This is a genomic window from Mesorhizobium sp. WSM4846, from assembly GCF_055811415.1.
Genome location: NZ_JBVVPZ010000073.1, coordinates 1 through 16,626, shown reverse-complemented (window position 1 = coordinate 16,626; position 16,626 = coordinate 1). Strand labels below are relative to the sequence as shown.

At 59.7% G+C, this 16,626-nt stretch carries 9 protein-coding genes and 5 pseudogenes; 10 read left to right on the top strand and 4 right to left on the bottom strand.

The genetic code is table 11. The features are described from left to right. The first annotated feature begins 14 nt into the window (after positions 1-14). Both AC0L15_RS32265 and AC0L15_RS32260 read left to right on the top strand, forming a co-directional pair. Positions 15-500, top strand: a complete 486-nt coding sequence (locus AC0L15_RS32265) for a type IV toxin-antitoxin system AbiEi family antitoxin domain-containing protein (RefSeq protein WP_473498322.1) — start codon at positions 15-17, stop codon at positions 498-500. Continuing rightward, a pseudogene (locus AC0L15_RS32260) lies at positions 493-998 on the top strand (nucleotidyl transferase AbiEii/AbiGii toxin family protein); the annotation flags it as partial. The gene AC0L15_RS32265 and the pseudogene AC0L15_RS32260, both read left to right, overlap by 8 nt. Positions 999-1,084: 86 nt before the next feature. Here the strand turns inward: AC0L15_RS32260 and AC0L15_RS32255 are convergent. Then, positions 1,085-1,534, bottom strand: a pseudogene (locus AC0L15_RS32255) (molybdopterin cofactor-binding domain-containing protein); the annotation flags it as partial. A 3,261-nt stretch (positions 1,535-4,795) separates the two neighbouring features. Between AC0L15_RS32255 and AC0L15_RS32250 the strand changes: the two are divergent. From AC0L15_RS32250 to AC0L15_RS32230, 5 genes and pseudogenes are all read left to right on the top strand, one after another. Then, a complete protein-coding gene (locus AC0L15_RS32250) occupies positions 4,796-5,665 on the top strand; it encodes a hypothetical protein (RefSeq protein ID WP_473498320.1) in 870 nt (289 codons plus the stop codon). 245 nt (positions 5,666-5,910) lie between these two features. Beyond that, positions 5,911-7,602, top strand: a complete 1,692-nt coding sequence (gene virD4, locus AC0L15_RS32245; protein ID WP_473498319.1) for a type IV secretion system ATPase VirD4 — start codon at positions 5,911-5,913, stop codon at positions 7,600-7,602. A gap of 342 nt (positions 7,603-7,944) precedes the next feature. Next, positions 7,945-8,982 carry a type III secretion protein gene (locus AC0L15_RS32240; protein ID WP_473498317.1) on the top strand — a complete coding sequence of 346 codons (1,038 nt, stop codon included), beginning with the start codon at positions 7,945-7,947 and terminating at the stop codon, positions 8,980-8,982. 60 nt (positions 8,983-9,042) lie between these two features. Then, positions 9,043-9,337, top strand: a pseudogene (locus AC0L15_RS32235) (type IV secretory system conjugative DNA transfer family protein); the annotation flags it as partial. Positions 9,338-9,388: 51 nt separating this feature from the next. Then, positions 9,389-11,050: pseudogene (locus AC0L15_RS32230) on the top strand (Ulp1 family isopeptidase); the annotation flags it as partial. A 31-nt stretch (positions 11,051-11,081) separates the two neighbouring features. Here the strand turns inward: AC0L15_RS32230 and istB are convergent. Further along, positions 11,082-11,882: an IS21-like element ISSme2 family helper ATPase IstB gene (gene istB / locus AC0L15_RS32225; protein WP_065009183.1), complete on the bottom strand. Its 801-nt coding sequence runs from the start codon at positions 11,880-11,882 to the stop codon at positions 11,082-11,084. After that, a complete protein-coding gene (gene istA, locus AC0L15_RS32220; protein ID WP_473498315.1) occupies positions 11,882-13,168 on the bottom strand; it encodes an IS21 family transposase in 1,287 nt (428 codons plus the stop codon). The genes istB and istA overlap by 1 nt, the downstream gene beginning before the upstream one ends. A gap of 374 nt (positions 13,169-13,542) precedes the next feature. Between istA and ubiM the strand changes: the two genes are divergently transcribed. The 3 genes and pseudogenes from ubiM (at position 13,543) to AC0L15_RS32205 (ending at position 15,331) form a co-directional block, all read left to right on the top strand. Next, positions 13,543-14,724 carry a 5-demethoxyubiquinol-8 5-hydroxylase UbiM gene (gene ubiM, locus AC0L15_RS32215; RefSeq protein ID WP_473498313.1) on the top strand — a complete coding sequence of 394 codons (1,182 nt, stop codon included), beginning with the start codon at positions 13,543-13,545 and terminating at the stop codon, positions 14,722-14,724. Positions 14,725-14,754: 30 nt separating this feature from the next. Next, positions 14,755-15,084, top strand: a pseudogene (locus tag AC0L15_RS32210) (EAL domain-containing protein); the annotation flags it as partial. 100 nt (positions 15,085-15,184) lie between these two features. Beyond that, positions 15,185-15,331 carry a hypothetical protein gene (locus tag AC0L15_RS32205; protein ID WP_473498311.1) on the top strand — a complete coding sequence of 49 codons (147 nt, stop codon included), beginning with the start codon at positions 15,185-15,187 and terminating at the stop codon, positions 15,329-15,331. A gap of 249 nt (positions 15,332-15,580) precedes the next feature. On the opposite strand, the gene AC0L15_RS32200 is transcribed toward AC0L15_RS32205, so the two are convergent. Further along, complete coding sequence (locus AC0L15_RS32200; protein WP_065010507.1) at positions 15,581-16,357, bottom strand: sulfite exporter TauE/SafE family protein; 777 nt, start codon at positions 16,355-16,357, stop codon at positions 15,581-15,583. Positions 16,358-16,626 lie beyond the last annotated feature (269 nt).

The window sequence follows — 16,626 nt, the reverse complement described above, 5'->3', positions numbered from 1 at the left end:
CCGCCGGAGCTTTCCTGCGGAAAACTACGATTCCTCAAGTAATTTCAACAACTTGCCGTTTATGGACGGACACTAGCCTAGCCGAGGCTGCCAAGCGCGTACCCAAAGGCGTTGTCTGCCTTGTGTCAGCCCTGGCATTCCACCAGCTGACGGATCAGCTTCCGAGACAGGTATGGCTGGCCATCGGCCAGAAAGACTGGGCTCCCAAACCCGACGGCACACCCATTCGCATCGTGCGTTTTACCGAAAGTCTGCTCAACGACAGCGTCGAAACTCATGTTGTCGAGGGCGTGACCGTAAAGGTCTTTGGGGTTGTCAAAACAATCGCGGACTGTTTCCGATATCGCAACAAGATCGGCCTGTCGGTGGCGATCGAGGGCCTCCAGGAAGCGCTTCGCCAGCGCAAGGCCACGCCCGGCGAAATTGCCAGGCAGGCTGAGCGTGGCGGTGTCGCCACGGTCATCCGGCCGTATATCGAGGCGCTGACTGCCAATGGCTAAAGAGATCAAGAACATCGGCGCCTCATTGCGCGCACGTCTGCTGCAACTCGCCAAGGTAAGTAGCCAGACCCTCGATCTGGTTCTGACCCGCTTCGCCTCGAGCGGCTGCTTTTCCGGCTTAGCCAGTCACCCCACGCCGACCGCTTCGTGCTGAAGGGCGCGATGCTGATGATGAGCTGGTTCGATGATCCGCACCGCGGCACCCGCGACCTTGACCTGCTGAGTTTTGGCGATCCGAGCGCGGAGCCGATGCTGGCGACGTTTCGGGAGGTCCTGGCGCAGGACGCTGGCGATGGCGTCGAGTTCGACGCTGACGCACTCCGGGTCGACCGCATTCGCGAGGAGCTGGAGTATGGTGGGCTCAGGCTGCGGACGACGGCCTCGATCGGAGGCGCCCGGGTCAGCCTGACGATCGACATCGGCTTTGGCGATGCGCTGGAGCCTGGTGCCGAAGAGCTGGACTTGATCTCCTCGGTCCTTAGCGCCTCGCCGGCAATGGCGCCCTGCGAGTGCCCGACCTTGCCAACGTCCAGCGAGAAATTGCGCCGTCCTCCGGCATCCGTGCGATGGTTGCCTTTCATGATGCGGAAAGCATGCGTGGAGCGATCCACGACAAGCGTGTTCTCCATCCAGAAGGCATGGCGCTTCAACCCCATCTGGAACTGCTCGAACCGATCGTTGGCAAGACGCACCGGCCGCCCGTCGCCATAGAGGCCTGCCAGGATGGCGTAGTAGGGAAAGATCGAATGATCCTTGGTACCGTATCCGACCGTGTAACCGATCGAAAGGTCGAGCGCCTTCACCACGAACCGCGATTTCGACAGCATTTCCAAGGTCGAGGTCGCCACCTCATAAGGCGATTGGGTCGCGATGAGTGCGTGCAGGGTCGAACTGCCCGGCTCGAACCAGACATTGCCATTGTCGGCTTCCATCGCGCAGGCGTCGGTCGACTGCGAGAAATAGCTTCGCTTCAGGACCAATGCGTCGTCGCCGGCAGCCGTGATCTCACGCTCGATCTCGCCCGCCGCCCACATGGCGCGGGCCGCCGCATCGCCGCTCTGATCCGGCTTCGGCCAGACGACCTGATCGCCGTCGAAATTGCCGTAGATCGTGGTGCCTTCGAGCGGAGCATAGATGTCGGTTTCATCCGATGCCGCGCCGCCGATGCGCACGAACCGGCTGGCGCCGTAATGCGGTGGCGTGTCGTAGCCGGCGGCCGCCCCCCAGCGCACGATGCCCTTGGCGGAACGGACCAGCCGCTTGGCCGCGTCGAACCGCGCGAAATCGTTGTAGATCAAGAGCGCGACCGGCTGACCGAGCAGGCGCGGAATGCGTCCCTTCGGCACCAGGAACATGTCGCCATAGAAGCCGGGAGCCGTCGTTTCCGGCGGCGCAAGACCATCGCGGACAAGGTCTTCGCCGGCTATCAGTCGGTCGGGCTTGAGATCTTCGCCCAGCACCGAGAGGTCCAGCCCGTCGAACGGGGCGTCGGCCCGGGTGCCGCGGATCAGGAAGGCGTGGCTCTGTTCCTGCGGCCAGCCCGCTATGTCACGGGCGCGAAAATCGCGGGTGAAGGTCTTGTCCCCGGTGACCTTGGCCACGGCGTCCATCCGAAAACGCGGCCGACCGTCCGGTCCGATCCAGTTTGGCGAACGGCCGGGCGAATTGGCAATGAGCGCAGCCGATGCGGGCCGACCCAGAAAACCGATCTTGACCGCGATCCCCGCGCCAAACGCCGCTGCGATGAACTGGCGCCGCGAAAAGCTGCCGCTCATGCCGTCTCCCCGAACGGCCCATAGCCCGACCCCACACCCGGCCGGCTCGTCTCACCTGTATATTCCCGACTCGGGGCCGTTCCGCCATTCCGGCATCGCTGACAAACGGATCGGCCTTGCCAGATCATGAAAATCGCCGGGCCTCTTGTACAAGTCCGCAAAATTGAAGCGCATGACTTCTGCTTCGGGTCCGAGTGTCCTGATAGACATGTCCTCTGTTGTGAGCCCTTCCGAAGGATATGGTCGAGCTCAATGTGGTCGGGCGACGCAGGCTGGCTTGTGGTGGTGTGTCGCCAGGCCTCAGAGCTCCCGTCAATCCCAGCAGCGTTGGGCGGTTTCCGGGACGTCCAGTCACGTTTGCAACGCGCGTGTTGGAATCGGTGAATCTGCGACACATTATCGCCACGGTTTGGCCGCGGAGTTGCCGCAATATCCCACGACATAGCCGGCGTTGCCTGAGACGGTTCGGTCCGGCAGCGGCCCAACCAAGCCCCCCGCCCTAGGGTCAGTGCCGGATCGAACCACTCTCTTCTTGAGGGACCCAGGTCCGAGCCCCGAAATGCGCTCAGCAGAAGCAAGCTGATCCGCTTCATTGATGCGTGGTCTCCCAAATTGCACAGGGCGGCAAAGACCTGCACAGCAACAATGGCTTGAGGCGCGCCTCGGCTTCAGGTGAGAGGCAACTCTGGCCGGCTCTACGATGCCTTCGTTGTGAGAGGCTCCTTCAAAGTAGCAAACTGATGCCGGTCGCTAAGCGGCCCTGCATACCCGTCGCCGCTGTCGATGCTCCCATCATAGTTGGTGTCCTCAACCGTGCCTGATGATCCAACGATCTCGTCGATGTTGCAGTGATCGTGGTAGATCTCGGTCTCTGTGCCTTGGCTCTGGCTGTAGGTCGGCTCCCCATTCGCCAGGTCGTGATCGAATTCAATATTGGAACCGTGGACAGCCGCGTCTCAGGCTTTCCCACGCGAAAACACGCTGACCGTCTAAGTTGCTCTCCGCATCGGGTTCAGGACGTGAGATGCCACTTTGTAGGATTGACCTCTAACGATATCCGGCCTGCGTCCCTCCGTCCCATCGCTGGCAGCCAGAAAAAGTCGACAGCGCGACCGACGCAATGATGCCTGTCATGTTCATTCCTGGGTTCCCCTCTCAGCGGTTCCGTGCAACATTTGAGGACCATGTTGCACTGAGCGTGCCAAAAGAAAAAAGCTTTCAACTACACGGTTGTGACCACCAATGTTCAGTCAGACCTCTGACATTGTTGCTCAGTCGACACTGACGTACTGGCGGGCCCCAGGGCTTGGGATCTTCGGTCGGGACGACGCAAGCCCAGAGACGACTCGGCTACGAGGCGCGGGGGCATCGGCAGAAAACGTCACAAGTACCGTACACATGCTTTTTGAGAATACATCATTGCGGTCGGATCCACTCGAGATCTGGAGTGACAGTTAGCCTGCATCGTTTGCCTTGGCCGCGCAGAAATGTGGGTGGTAATCGCGTGCTAATGCCGACCGCGACGGTAAGCTGAAGCGTCTTTGAGCCTTGATAGTGCGTCAATTCAGGCTGTGCCCATGAACAGGATTGATATCGGCCAGGATGGATGTCTGCATTCCCACGGTAATGCCAATCGCGTCTGCAAACAGAGCGCGACGGCGCCACTTAGACCCTCATCCGTCGAACTCTTTGGACCCGACCTGCACCGTCCAGGGGCGCGGAAGGCGAGGGGATGTTGCAGCAAAGGAAGTTAGTCGATGGCGCCTGCATCAATGCGGTTGGGGCGCAAAGCTGCGCGGCAGTTGCAGCCTGTCAAGGTGGCGCTGAAGTATGCCGTCCGTTCCGAGGTGGCTGCGCCAGGCGACTCCCGTTGAGAAAACCCGGGCACAAAGGGATTAAAGATGTCGCGATCGCCCAGCCGGCGGTTGGCTCGCCAGCGGCTGTTGCTGACGACCGCGGCACTCACGGTCGATAGGCGGCGGTCGAGGACGGGGTGGGATTGCGCGATGCCGCGCTATCCGCCCGCGCGATTTTTCCCCATCGGACCTTTGCTCCTCGCCTGGCGCCGGTTGGGTCGGGAAGCCACCGACCTGCAGCAGGAATGCCTTGGTGGTGGCATGGTACAGCGATGCTATTAGCGCGGCCCTGCTCAAATTGCCGATCAGGTCGCGACTGATTTCCTTGCCAAGCAAGCAGGACAGCTCGGCCGCGGCTGATCGAGCCGGAGTGGGCGATGGCCGTCATCGAAACCCTCTCGAGCATGCAAGCCTGCATTCAAAGGAGAAGCTGCTGCGGGGACATCATGCCGGCGTCTTGCAAGTAGGCGAAAGAGTCGGCGACGGCGCCCTCAGGCAGAACCCCACTCATCGCATTTGATGCCAGCCTCATCGTATTTTCTTTGGCTTAGACGGGCTCTTGGGGACCCTCTGCGAGACTACAACTGTAACACCATATTGGTTTAGCAGATCAAGCTTCGGTGGTAACCTCATGGGGTAGAGAAACGACTTTGGAGGCCGAGGAATGGATCGCGATAATGAACGGGCACGCGCAGCTGCAAGTTCATCCCAAGGAGTGGGGAAACGCAGTACCCTCCGTGACGTTCCAGAGGGGCCATTGAGCGATGTTGCAGAACGGCTAGTAACCGCTAACCCGCGCGACACAGCGCGAAATCTTGGGGGCTTCAAAGCCCTCGGGACGCACGAGCGAACAGCCGTTCGGGGCACTCAACCCGGGCCAGAAACTGACCTCGCGACATTTGAACGGCGGGCCAATCAGCTCGGACGATCAGCCATCGATCTGGCCGAGAAATTGACAGCCGAATTGGGGTACCAGCCGGATAACGTAGCATTGGAGCAAGTCCAAGCGGCTAGTAATGTAGGCCATTTTCTAGGGCCCCAGAAGCAGAGTGCTCTTGTTAATCGCATTGGCAACATGGACCCAATGGAGCAAGCTCTAGGGGTTATGTTTGTGGCGCAAAACTTCAGTAAGTTTAATGACCAAAATAAATCTCGTATTTTTGAGCAGGCCATTGAATTGGCTGCTGATCCTCATCAGCACCACATGGTCAAGGCGACCGCCCAAAATGCTATTGTCACCGCGTATCACCAGTTAGACGCAAATCAACAAGCGCAAGCTAACTCACTTCCCGACCTGCATGGCCTGTTGCAGAACATGCCTCCGCCGCAGCATGCAGCAGAGGAACGGAGTGCGAATTTGGACGGCCACATTGCAGCTATTGCGGCTTCAGTCCGTGATACAGTAGGCCCGCAAACCTCCTTTGAACAGCTGCGGCGGGGTGGTCAAGTCGGGCAGTCCATAAGCCACGCCTACAATCACGCTCGCGAGGATCTAATGGCTGCCTCCAGAAGCAGAGATCGCTCCGGCCGTTGAGGTCTCGGCCATGGTACAGTAACGCTTTCTCCCCGAATTCCGTTCACGGCCGTGCCATCTCCAATTCGCTGGCCGTTGATGTACCTGCTTGGTGTAACTTTCAAAGACCACGCCTGCCGGGTGGTGCGATGCAACCATTGCACCACCCGCTGCGGCATCGATCTGTCGAGCGGCGACATCGCGCGACGTCGCTCCGGTGTCTGAAGCAAGCGCAGCATTAGCTACGCTAATCCGGCAATGGAACAATGCCTTCAACAAAAACGACGCCCCCCAGCATAGCCATTAGCATCGCGTGCTCACTCGCCTTGGGCTTCTGCGCGGCAAGTCTGTACGCAACGTTCCGCCATGGGGGTAGCGGCGAGGCTTTGATGACGTTTGACGTCCGTGCCTTTTGGTTCGAGACGCCCTTCTATCGGGGTTTCGCGACCCCCGTCTTCTATCAGGGCGTAGCTATCGTGCTCGCAACGTCCGCGCTCGTCTTGCTGATTCAGCAGATCGTATTACGGCGCAAACTTGAACATCACGGGACGGCGCGCTGGGCGCGAGTGGATGAAATGCGACGCACGGGTTATCTACGCCGATACCGTGGCGTGACAGGTCCGATTTTTGGGAAGACGAGTGGCCCTTTCTGGCCTGGCTACTACCTGACCAATGGCGAGCAGCCTCACAGCCTCATCGTTGCACCAACCCGTGCTGGCAAGGGCGTCGGCATAGTCATTCCAACGCTCCTTACATTCAAAGGCTCGGTGATAGCTCTCGACGTGAAGGGGGAGCTCTTTGAGCTTACCTCGAGGGCGCGCAAAGCCGCAGGCGACAACGTGTTCAAATTCGCGCCGCTGGATTCGGAGCGGCGCACCAACTGCTACAATCCGCTGTTGGATCTTATAGCGCTGCCTCCACAGCTGCAATTCACCGAAGCCCGCCGCTTGGCCGCAAACCTGATCACGGCCAAGGGGGAGGGCGCGGAAGGTTTCGTCAGCGGCGCGCGAGATATCTTTGTCGCGGGCATCCTTGCCTGCATCGAGCGGGGCACGCCAACAATCGGCGCCGTCTATGACCTCTTCGCCCAGCCGGGGGAGAAGTTCAAGCTCTTCGCGCGACTCGCCATGGAGACCCGGAACAAAGAGGCACAACGCATCTTCGACGACATGGCGGGGAACGATACAAAAATCCTGACCTCCTACACGTCCGTCCTCGGCGATGGCGGACTCAATCTGTGGGCGGATCCGGCTGTAAAGGCAGCTACAAGTCGCTCGGACTTTTCGGTCTATGATCTTCGCCGTCGCAGAACGTGCATCTATCTGTGCGTCGGTCCGAACGACCTTGAGGTGATCGCGCCTTTGATACGCCTGTTCTTTCAGCAAATCGTTTCAATTCTACAGCGGTCGCTGCCCCGCCAAGATGAAAAGAACGAGGTTCTCTTTCTGCTCGACGAGTTCAAGCACTTGGGTAAGCTGGAGGCGATCGAGACCGCAATTACGACTATCGCGGGCTACAAGGGGCGTTTCATGCTCATCATCCAAAGCCTTTCGGCACTGACGGGGGCTTATGGAGAGGCTGGCAAGCAGAATTTTCTGAGCAATACCGGCCTGCAAGTGTTTATGGCCACTGCCGATGACGAGACCCCAACCTACATTTCCAAAGCCATCGGTGAATACACGTTTGAAGCCAAGTCGATTTCCTACAGCCAGGCGCGAACGTTCGATTGGAACATTCAGAATTCGCATCAAGGTGCACCGCTGTTGCGTCCCGAACAGGTTCGGCTGCTCGATGAAGACTACGAGATTGTTCTCATCAAAGGCCTGCCACCATTGCAATTGAGGAAGGTGCGATATTTTTCGGACCGCATCCTTAAACGCATCTTCGAAAGCCAGACAGGCGCCCTCCCGGAGCCGGCACCCTTGATGGAAGCTCATCCAGATGACACTGACGGTTAAGCGCCCGTCTCGCGTATCCCGTCCCTCGGCGATCAGAAACTCCACTACAGGTGAACGGCTATGGGAATTTGCATCTCCAAATCCTCCGGATCGACTCGACATGCGGAAGAGTCGCCGCGAGAATCCACGGCAGCGCTGAGGGTCTCCCTGGGCACGCCTGCCGACAGGTTGCGACGGGGCGGAGATGCGCCTCTGGAGCCACATCAGATCCAGCAGGCCGCCTATCATATGGGAGCGTGTGTCGTCGGTGACGACGTCACCAGCCCGATAAGACTCGCGACAGCGGGGCAAACAGTTCACGACGTTCGCCTGCTGCTCAAGCATGGCCGGGGAAACGTTAAGGTGGACGACATTCCCTCTCACGGCCACAACAGCATCGGATCGTCGGTTGCAATGAGGGGAGCAGACGACAACATTAAGGTTGCAGTGGCCGTCGTCATGGGAGCGGCGTGCTGCAATCAGACCGCTCCCCTTTCCGCTATCGTCCACGCCCCACACATGGCGGCCGACGAGCGGAGTATGACCTCTAGTGCTTTCGTGTCAATGAAAGAGATAACCGACCAAGGTGATGAGATCCCAGTCAAGACGGGTCACATTTGGAACGAACTGCGGCGCGGAAGCCGCGACGCGAGGTCGACCGTGGTTATGGATGCCTGGGCCAACGGTCCCGCTGTTCGGTTGAAAGACAGCGCATGGAGCGGAGTGCCGGTCAAGGAAGGTCATTGGTCGATGGACAAAAGCACCGCCGAATTCCTGAAAAACCGTGTTGAGGGGTTGATTCCGTTCGTGCATCCGGACGCAAATGAACAGACTGCCAACGATTTGCGCCGCAAGCAAAACGCACCCGTATCGTGGGAAAAATATGCAGAAGTACAAGTGATCTCACCCGAGTTCGCTGATAGTGTACGCAACGCATTGTCCCGTATTCCTGAAGACCAACAAAAGGAAATCGCATCACTGATGATTCAGGAAGCCTACGGAATGGATCCTTCCTCGCGCACGCACCAAGACGCAGTGGAATCAGTTCTGGTGGCCGCCAACCAACTGGACTCGCTGCCCCGGCCTCCTGTCGAGCCGCCGGAATTGGCGGCGTATCGCCAGTTCGACGCAAATCAACAGGCCCAAGCTCACGCAGTTCCCGGCATGCAAAATATCTTGCCGCACATGCCTCCGCCGCAGCATGCAGCAGAGGAACGGAATGCGAATCTGGACGGCCACATAGCAGGTCTTGAACCTGAAGTCCGTGCGACAGGTGCGCAAATCTCCTATGAACAGCTGCGGCGGGGTGGTCAAGTCGGGCAGTCCACAAGCCACGCCTACAATCACGCCCGCGAGGATCTAATGGCTGCCTCCAGAAGCAGAGATCGCTCCGGCCGTTGAAATCTCGGCCATGGTAAGTGACGCCTTCTCCCCGAATTCCGTTCACGGCCTTGCCATTTCCGAACGTTCGATTGGAACATTCAGAATTCGCATCAAGGTGCACCGCTGTTGCGTCCCGAACAGGTTCGGCTGCTCGATGAAGACTACGAGATTGTTCTCATCAAAGGCCTGCCACCATTGCAATTGAGGAAGGTGCGATATTTTTCGGACCGCATCCTTAAACGCATCTTCGAAAGCCAGACAGGCGCCCTCCGGAGCCGGCACCCTTGATGGAAGCAGACGAGGGGCTCTTGGCAGAATCTTGCCCGATGAGCAGCTGCGCGGATTGGCGCAGAACTTTGACGATACAGTTTGATGTGAGGCTAGTATGAATCCGCGAAATAGTAACCCATCCCGGGTAGCAGCTTTGTCGCAGGTGCAGGACGCCGGCTTGGAAGAGGGGCCAGCGGTCCAGGCCCGGCAAGTGGGCGCTGAGCAGTACCTTGCCGAGACCCGGAGGCTGTTCGATCAAGCTGATGAGTCGCCAACCAGTCGAGAGGAGCTTCTGCGACTGGAACAGGGATTCCGCGAAGTGCTTCAGGGACGGCAGGAAGATCAAGCCGCCTCGTCTTTTTTCAGCGACCCAGGGCTGCCCGCTGGACCGGGTGACCACAACAGCTTCGTGGCCGACGCTTTCGCAGCGACCGGCTCTGGGCACATTGAGGCCGCCGCCCCGCCAACGTTAGCTGCCAGCCAACAGCAGATCCGGCCCTCGCCGGATGCGCTTGACCAGGGCAACCACCTGCCACCCGAGCGGGTCATCATCAACAATGAACATTCCACAGCGCTGTTGCGGCCAGCGGAAAGGCAGAGGGCCCTAAATACGCCGCAAGCCGCCGCCATTCAGCAGCCGCTGATGCCATTGGAGGGGGTACCCGTTCAAGGGACAAGGTCCGAACACATCGGAAGGCCGCATGCGGAGGCCGCGCCCTCCGCAAGGTCTGAGAAGCCCCCCGCTGCGATCGAGGACTCTATAAACGTTTCATTCGCCGTCCCCGAAGGCTTCTCCCATGGGACTCAACGCGTCCCAGAGGCGATGCTCTCTTTCCGCCATGGCCCCTTGCCGGATGCGGGCCAGGCCCGGCAAGTGAGTTTTGAGCAGCACGTGGCTCAGCCGCGCCGAGCCGATCCGGCTCCTGTCGCGAGTGGCGCCCGTGCTACCCGCTATCCCCATCTGTCCGACGAACACCGGGACGTTATTGATAAGGCGATCACTCACGCTGCGGTTCAGCAAAAATATAGCGAGAGCACGGTCCGAAAATACACGTATTCACTTCGCCAATTGGTGAATGATCTCGGCGCTCGTGGCCAAGCGACGGATCTAAAAAATCACCAGTCCCTGGTCGATCACGTCGATGCTTTCTACCCGAAAAACGACGGCATAAAGAGGGCGTTGAACGTCCTGCGTGCGTATCATGAGCCGGGCTATTCAGCGACTGTCGGGCGGCCAGCGCCGGTGCCCTCAAAAACAGACGCGCATGTCTTTGAACAAGTGACCAGTGACAGCAGGTTGGCCCCAAGCAGCCGTGCTGAGTACGGTCGTAATCTTCGCAGATTTTCTAAGGCGCTTGAGAGTTGGGGCCTGACGATCTCTGGGCTGGATCATGATTCGCGGATCGAATTCGCCGAGACTTTGTTTCCAGACAAACGCAATCTCATCTTCGCGTTGCAACGGGTTCGCGATGCGGAGCCCGCGTCACCTGGCGCCCGTGCTACCCGCTATCCCCATCTGTCCGATGAACACCGGGACGTTATTGATAAGGCGATCGCCCACGCTGCGGTTCAGCAAAAATATAGCGAGAGCACGGTCCGAAAATACACGTATTCACTTCGCCAATTGGCAAATGATCTCGGCGCTCGTGGCCAAGCGACTGATCTAAAAAATCACCAATCCCTGGTCGACCACCTCGATACTTTCTTTCCGAAAAACGATGATATAAAGACGGCGTTGAACGTCCTGCGTGCGTATCATGAGCCGGGCTATTCAGCGACTGTCGGGCGGCCAGTGTCAAGCGAAGCGAGGATTTGACCCCATTGGCGAAGTGAAGAACTGACCCCCTTCATTGGTTTGCTGTTTCGTTGGTTTCGAGTGCCGGTCCGACCTTCTGCAGAAGGCCGGACCGGCGCTTTTCGCGGAGCCGATAGCTGTCACCGCGGATGGTGATCACCGTGGAGTGATGAAGCAGGCGATCCAGGATCGCCGTGGCCACAACGGGGTCGCCAAAAACACTTCCCCATTCGCCCACAGAACGATTGGAAGTGATCAGAATCGATCCCTTCTCGTAGCGCCGCGACACCAGTTGGAAGAACAAGTGTGCGGCATTGGCTTCGAAGGGCAAATAGCCCAGCTCGTCGATGATCAATAATTTCGGCCGCGACAAGGTCGTCAACTGTTTGTCCAGCGAGCCATCGGCATGTGCCTTGGCCAGCATCGCCACCAGCGTCGCTGCCGTGACGAACTGCACATTGTAGTTCTGGCGGATCGCCTCGCGGCCGAGGCTCACGGCAAGATGAGTCTTGCCCGTTCCGGGCGGTCCGAGGAACAGGACTGTGTCGCCGTGTGCGATCCAGCGGCAGGTCGCGAGTTCCCTGATCTGGCCCTGATCGAGTGAAGGCTGGGCATCGAAGTCGAAGCCGTCGAGTTCGCGCACGAACGGGAACTGGGCGAGCTTGCTCGACATGGAGATGCGCCGCTCGTCGCGACGGGCGATCTCGCGCGACACCAGGAAGGCCAAGGCTTCCCGCAAGGTCATCTTCGAACGGGCAGCTTCGTCCAGCAGCGTATCGAGCTGGTCACGGATCGCCGTCAGCTTCAGCCGATCGAGCGTTGCGATGAGCACGTCATGATCAACGGTCGTCATCACCAGGCCCCTCCAACAACCGCCTCGTATTCCGCGAGCGGTCGCAGCAAGGCGGCTGGAGCGACATCAATGGGAGTTGCACGCACCGGCCCTTCGAAGCCGGCTACACCGACAAAATGAGCGCGATCCACGATCCGTTGTCGTCGCCCACGGCAAAAGGCGTGGTCTGCGACGACCTGGCCCGCATGGCGGATAATCACGCGGCCGGCCAAAACCACGACCTGGACGCTCTCACCGATCAGGCGCCAGGGCACGGAGTAGCTGTTCGTGTCGAGATCGATCGCGCAGTCGGCCTGGACCTTGCGGACCAGATCCCGCAATTGCCCGAATGGGGCACGGTCTGCCAGAGGGCGCAGCGCCTTGGCTTCTTCGGCAAAGCGTTCCGCTGGCGCAACGCCGGTGGTGCCGTGTTCACGCTGGTCGGCGACCTCGCGCGTCCAGCGGTCGAGATGCGCCTCGAATGCCGCCCAGTTCTCGAACCGACGCCCGGCGATCGCGTTCTTCTTGACGTAGCCGACGCCGCGTTCGTCTTTTCCCTTCGTGCGTGCCCGATAGGGAGCACAGGCCCGCGGCGTGAAGCCCCAGTACCGGGCGAACGCATGCAGTCGCCTGTTGAATCGGACCTCTCGCGTCACCGCATCATGGTGTTCGACCAGCGCCTTCGCATTGTCGATCAGCACTTCCGCGGGAACGCCGCCGAACCGCAGAAAAGCGCCTTCAATCCCTTCGAACCAGTCCGCCTGACGCTGCCTCTGCGAAGCCCGGACATGCATCCGGCGCGAATAGCCAAGCGTGGCGACAAACACATGGATCCGCACCCGCTCGCCGCCGATCCAGACCCGAGTATCGCCAAAGTCGATCTGCATCTGATGACCGGGCGCTGTCTCGAAGCGGACCGTCGCCCGCTTCTGCGCCTTTAATTCCCGGCGCCAGCACTTCACCCTCAGCTCCACCGAGCGAAGCCCGATCACAATCCCATGTTCGCTCGCCAGCTCCTGGCGAATGACGTCCGCGTTGCCTTCATGGCGGAAAAACCGCTCCCGAAGCCAATCCTCCAGGCCATCAAAGGCTGTTCGACGCCGGGGCTGACGATAGGCAACAACGCCGCCTTCGCGAAGGTAGCGACGAACCGTATTGCGCGCGCAACCGAACTCCTGCGCGATCCGTTTCGCTCCCCAGCCAATCCCATGCAGTCGCACCATTGCTGAAACTTCTTCCCCCGACCGCATCTCCTCAACCCGCACCGTTTTCGACAACGCGAGCTTCGATGGAAATTCATCGTGCATCTACTGATCCTCTCAAAAACGAGGGGCCAGTTCTTCGTTTCGTGTGGGGGTCAATTTCTCATTTCGCCCGACACGAGCAGAACGAATTACTAATGCTGGAGAACAGGCTACGGCGGCAGCAATATCAGCACCAGCAGCAGCAGTTCCGTTCCCAGGATCGCGAGATCGCGCCGCAGCAACGGCCCGATCGACCGCTTACTTGCCAGCTACAGCCGTCAAGCAACGGCTTTGTGAGCATCTGCCGCTGATGAGGCGGCTTGCCACTTATTTAGGCCATAGCTTGTGCGCGTCGTGCTTAACTAGCATCAGAGGCGTTTTTTGATTTCGCAGCTCGTGCTTGGGCACTGGAGAGCCTACGCGATGGCGCCACGCTGATGGCCGACTCCGATGACAGCTTCGACATCATTGTCGTTGGAGCGGGGCCGGTCGGACTTTGCTTCGCCGCATCACTCGCTCAAAGCCAACTCAAGGTCGCAGTTGTCGAACAGAACTCAATTGATACTCTCGCCAATCCGCCTTTTGACGGCCGGGAAATCGCGCTGACCCACGCCTCGATCAGAATCCTTCGCGAGATCGGCGCCTGGGATACCATCCCCGCTTCGGACAAATCACAGCTTCACGGCGCGCGCGTGCTCAACGGTTCGAGCTCTTTCGCTCTGCGTTTCGATCCTCCCAGCGGGTCTAGAGAACCCCTCGGAGTTTTGGTCCCAAATTGCCGGATCCGCGACGCGCTGTTCAAGACAATCCACGTGCAGAATCACGCGCGGCTGCTGTGCGGCCACTCGGTCGTAGATGCAACAACCAGCCTCACAGGAGCACTCGTAACGCTGTCTAATGGCGTGCAGTTGAACGCTAGCCTTGTGGTTGCCGCCGATTCACGTCTGTCGGCCACTCGTGATCTGCTCGGCATAGGCGCCGACATCAATCGGCTTGGCTGCTCGATGCTAATATGCCGGGTGCGGCATGAGCGCCCCCACCACCAGGTGGCAATCGAATGGTTCGATCACCATCAGACGATAGCGATGTTGCCCCTGGCGGAGGGAGTGTCGTCGCTGCTGCTCACCCTGCGCTCAAACGAGGCCGATAGACTGCTTGCCTTCAGCGACCATTTGTTTCTGAGGGAATTGACGAACCGGTGTCGAGGGCGCCTTGGAAAAATGACCTTGGCAAGCAAGCGCCATACCTATCCGCTGGTCACGACTTGGGCGCACAAATTCCGAGCTCCCAGCGCCGCACTCATCGGCGACGCTGCCATCGGCATGCACCCGGTGACTGCGCATGGTTTCAACATCGGTATCAGCGGCCAGAAGCAACTCGCCTATGGAATTCTAACAGCATGTCGCGACGGTCGCGAGATTGCCGATCCCGACATGCTGCACGGATACGAAAGGTGGCTGCGCCTGTCAGCGGCGCCGCTCTTCCACGGCACGAACATTCTCGTCGGACTCTACTCAAGCGAGCACCCGGCGGCACGGCTTGCACGACATGTGGGGCTTCGGTTCGCCCAACATGCCCCCTTTATGCGGCATGGCATTTCGGCCATGCTTAGGCGATGAAACCGTACCAGCAGCTTTGGACCTTGCGCGATGAAAGAGGGCCTCATTCGCCGGAGTAATCGCTGCCCCTGCACGCAGAGGCGGCAGCTTCCCGCGGCAGGCCCTAAATGTCGCCCCGAAGAGGTATTGTCACCGCGCGAATTGGAAGCCGGCGATATCGACGACATGGTTCTGAATGGTCTGGCGGCAAAAGACCTCCCAGCAACGATGTTTACCGAAGAGTCCCCAGTGGACCCGGACAGAGTGGATGAAAAGCTCGGACGCCTGTCACATGCCGGCATTTCCATCGCGCTCGATGACTTCGGCACCGGCTTTTCCACGTTGGCATCGCTCAAGGACAGTCGGATACGCAAGGTGAAAATAGACCAAGGCTTCATTCGCGGCCCAGCCAAGTCTCGGGAGGACCGGCTGCTTGTCAAAAACGGTGATCGATCTTGGTCGGGCGCTCGGGATCGATGTCATGGCCGAGGGCGTCGAAACAGAGGCAGACCGGCAAATCCTGCACAAGCTTGGCTGCAGAACCGCTCAGGGCTTCCTATTCTCCAAGGCGGTGCCTTTGAGCCAACCGCTTGAATTGGCACTAAAAGAGCACGCGAAGCAATGTTGATCGCCGCCGTCATCAGTCACTGCATCGAGCAGAGCAGTCACTGCATCGAGCAGAGCGTAAAAGGACCGATGGGCCGGGCGAGGCGGAAATGGGAAACACGTTGATCACTGGCGTGCCATACGCTGTTCGTGGCGCAGGTTGGGTTTTCCAGGGTGGCAAGTCGCCTCCAGTCCGCGATTCACTTCGGTTACGCCGATCATGATGTCCGGAAGCAAAGCGAAGGCTTAGAGGGTAGTCCGCTTGCTCAGGTCAGACGAATCCCAGTTGTTGGGCGGTCTGGAACAAAGCGAGCAGCATGATCAGGCAGCCGACGAGCCGCAAAAGCGTCCGCTCGGCAATCGCCTTGAGCACCCATCCGGCAAGCGGAGCGGCGACTATGCCGCCCACGATCAGCCCCAGCACCGAGCTTGCATGTGTCGACAGCGCCCCCGCTTCCTGCCAGTGCCCACTGACGAGCGCGACGATGAAGGTGACGGACACCGCTAGCGTGATCAGGAACTCGGCCGCATTGACAGTGCCGATCACGTAGCGGGGCGGCGCGCCGGCGCCGAGCAATCCGGTCACGACCATCGGGCCCCATCCGCCGCCACCTGCAGCGTCGAGGAAGCCGCCTACAGTACCCAGCGGCGCCACAAGACGGGTAGGAACCGGATTGCTGGGGATCTTGCGGAACGACCGGAGGAACAGCCAGAGCCCGATCACAGCGAGATAGGTCGTGACGTAGGGCTTCACCATGTCGCCGTCGAACGAGGTCAGCACGAAGGCGCCGAGGCAGCCGCCGAGAATGCCGAAAGGAGCAAGCCGCCAGAACAGCTTCCAGTCGATATTGCGGTGGTAGTGGTGCGCCGTGCCGGAAGCGGCCGTAGTGAACACTTCCGCCGCGTGTACCGCGGCGGAAGCCTGCGCCGGCGGAACACCGAAGGAGAGCAGCACGGTGGAGGAGATCGCGCCATAGGCCATGCCTAACGCGCCGTCAACCGCCTGGGCGAGGAAGCCGACAATGGCGAACAGAATGAAGTCAGTCAATGGTGTCCGCCGTGAACGTGCCGCCGTATGTAGCCTTGTGGATGTGGCATCCGGCTTGGCTCCGAGTCAGAGAAAAGGGCGGCATCGCTGCCGCCCATCGAGATTGTTGAAGTGCGTGGACCTTAGAAATCCATACCGCCCATACCGCCCATACCGCCCATGCCACCCATGCCGCCGCCGGGCATGCCGGCAGGCATGCCGCCGCCAGCCGACTCCTTCTTCGGAGCCTCCGCGATCATGGCTTCGGTGGTGACCAGCAGGCCGGCGAC

What these genes read in the sequence shown, in the direction of transcription:
- AC0L15_RS32205 (WP_473498311.1), top strand. Translation starts at nt 15,185, where the DNA reads ATGGCCGAGGGCGTCGAAACAGAGGCAGACCGGCAAATCCTGCACAAG.
- ubiM (WP_473498313.1), top strand. Translation starts at nt 13,543, where the DNA reads ATGGCCGACTCCGATGACAGCTTCGACATCATTGTCGTTGGAGCGGGG.
- virD4 (WP_473498319.1), top strand. Translation starts at nt 5,911, where the DNA reads ATGCCTTCAACAAAAACGACGCCCCCCAGCATAGCCATTAGCATCGCG.
- istA (WP_473498315.1), bottom strand. Translation starts at nt 13,168, where the DNA reads ATGCACGATGAATTTCCATCGAAGCTCGCGTTGTCGAAAACGGTGCGG.
- istB (WP_065009183.1), bottom strand. Translation starts at nt 11,882, where the DNA reads ATGACGACCGTTGATCATGACGTGCTCATCGCAACGCTCGATCGGCTG.
- AC0L15_RS32250 (WP_473498320.1), top strand. Translation starts at nt 4,796, where the DNA reads ATGGATCGCGATAATGAACGGGCACGCGCAGCTGCAAGTTCATCCCAA.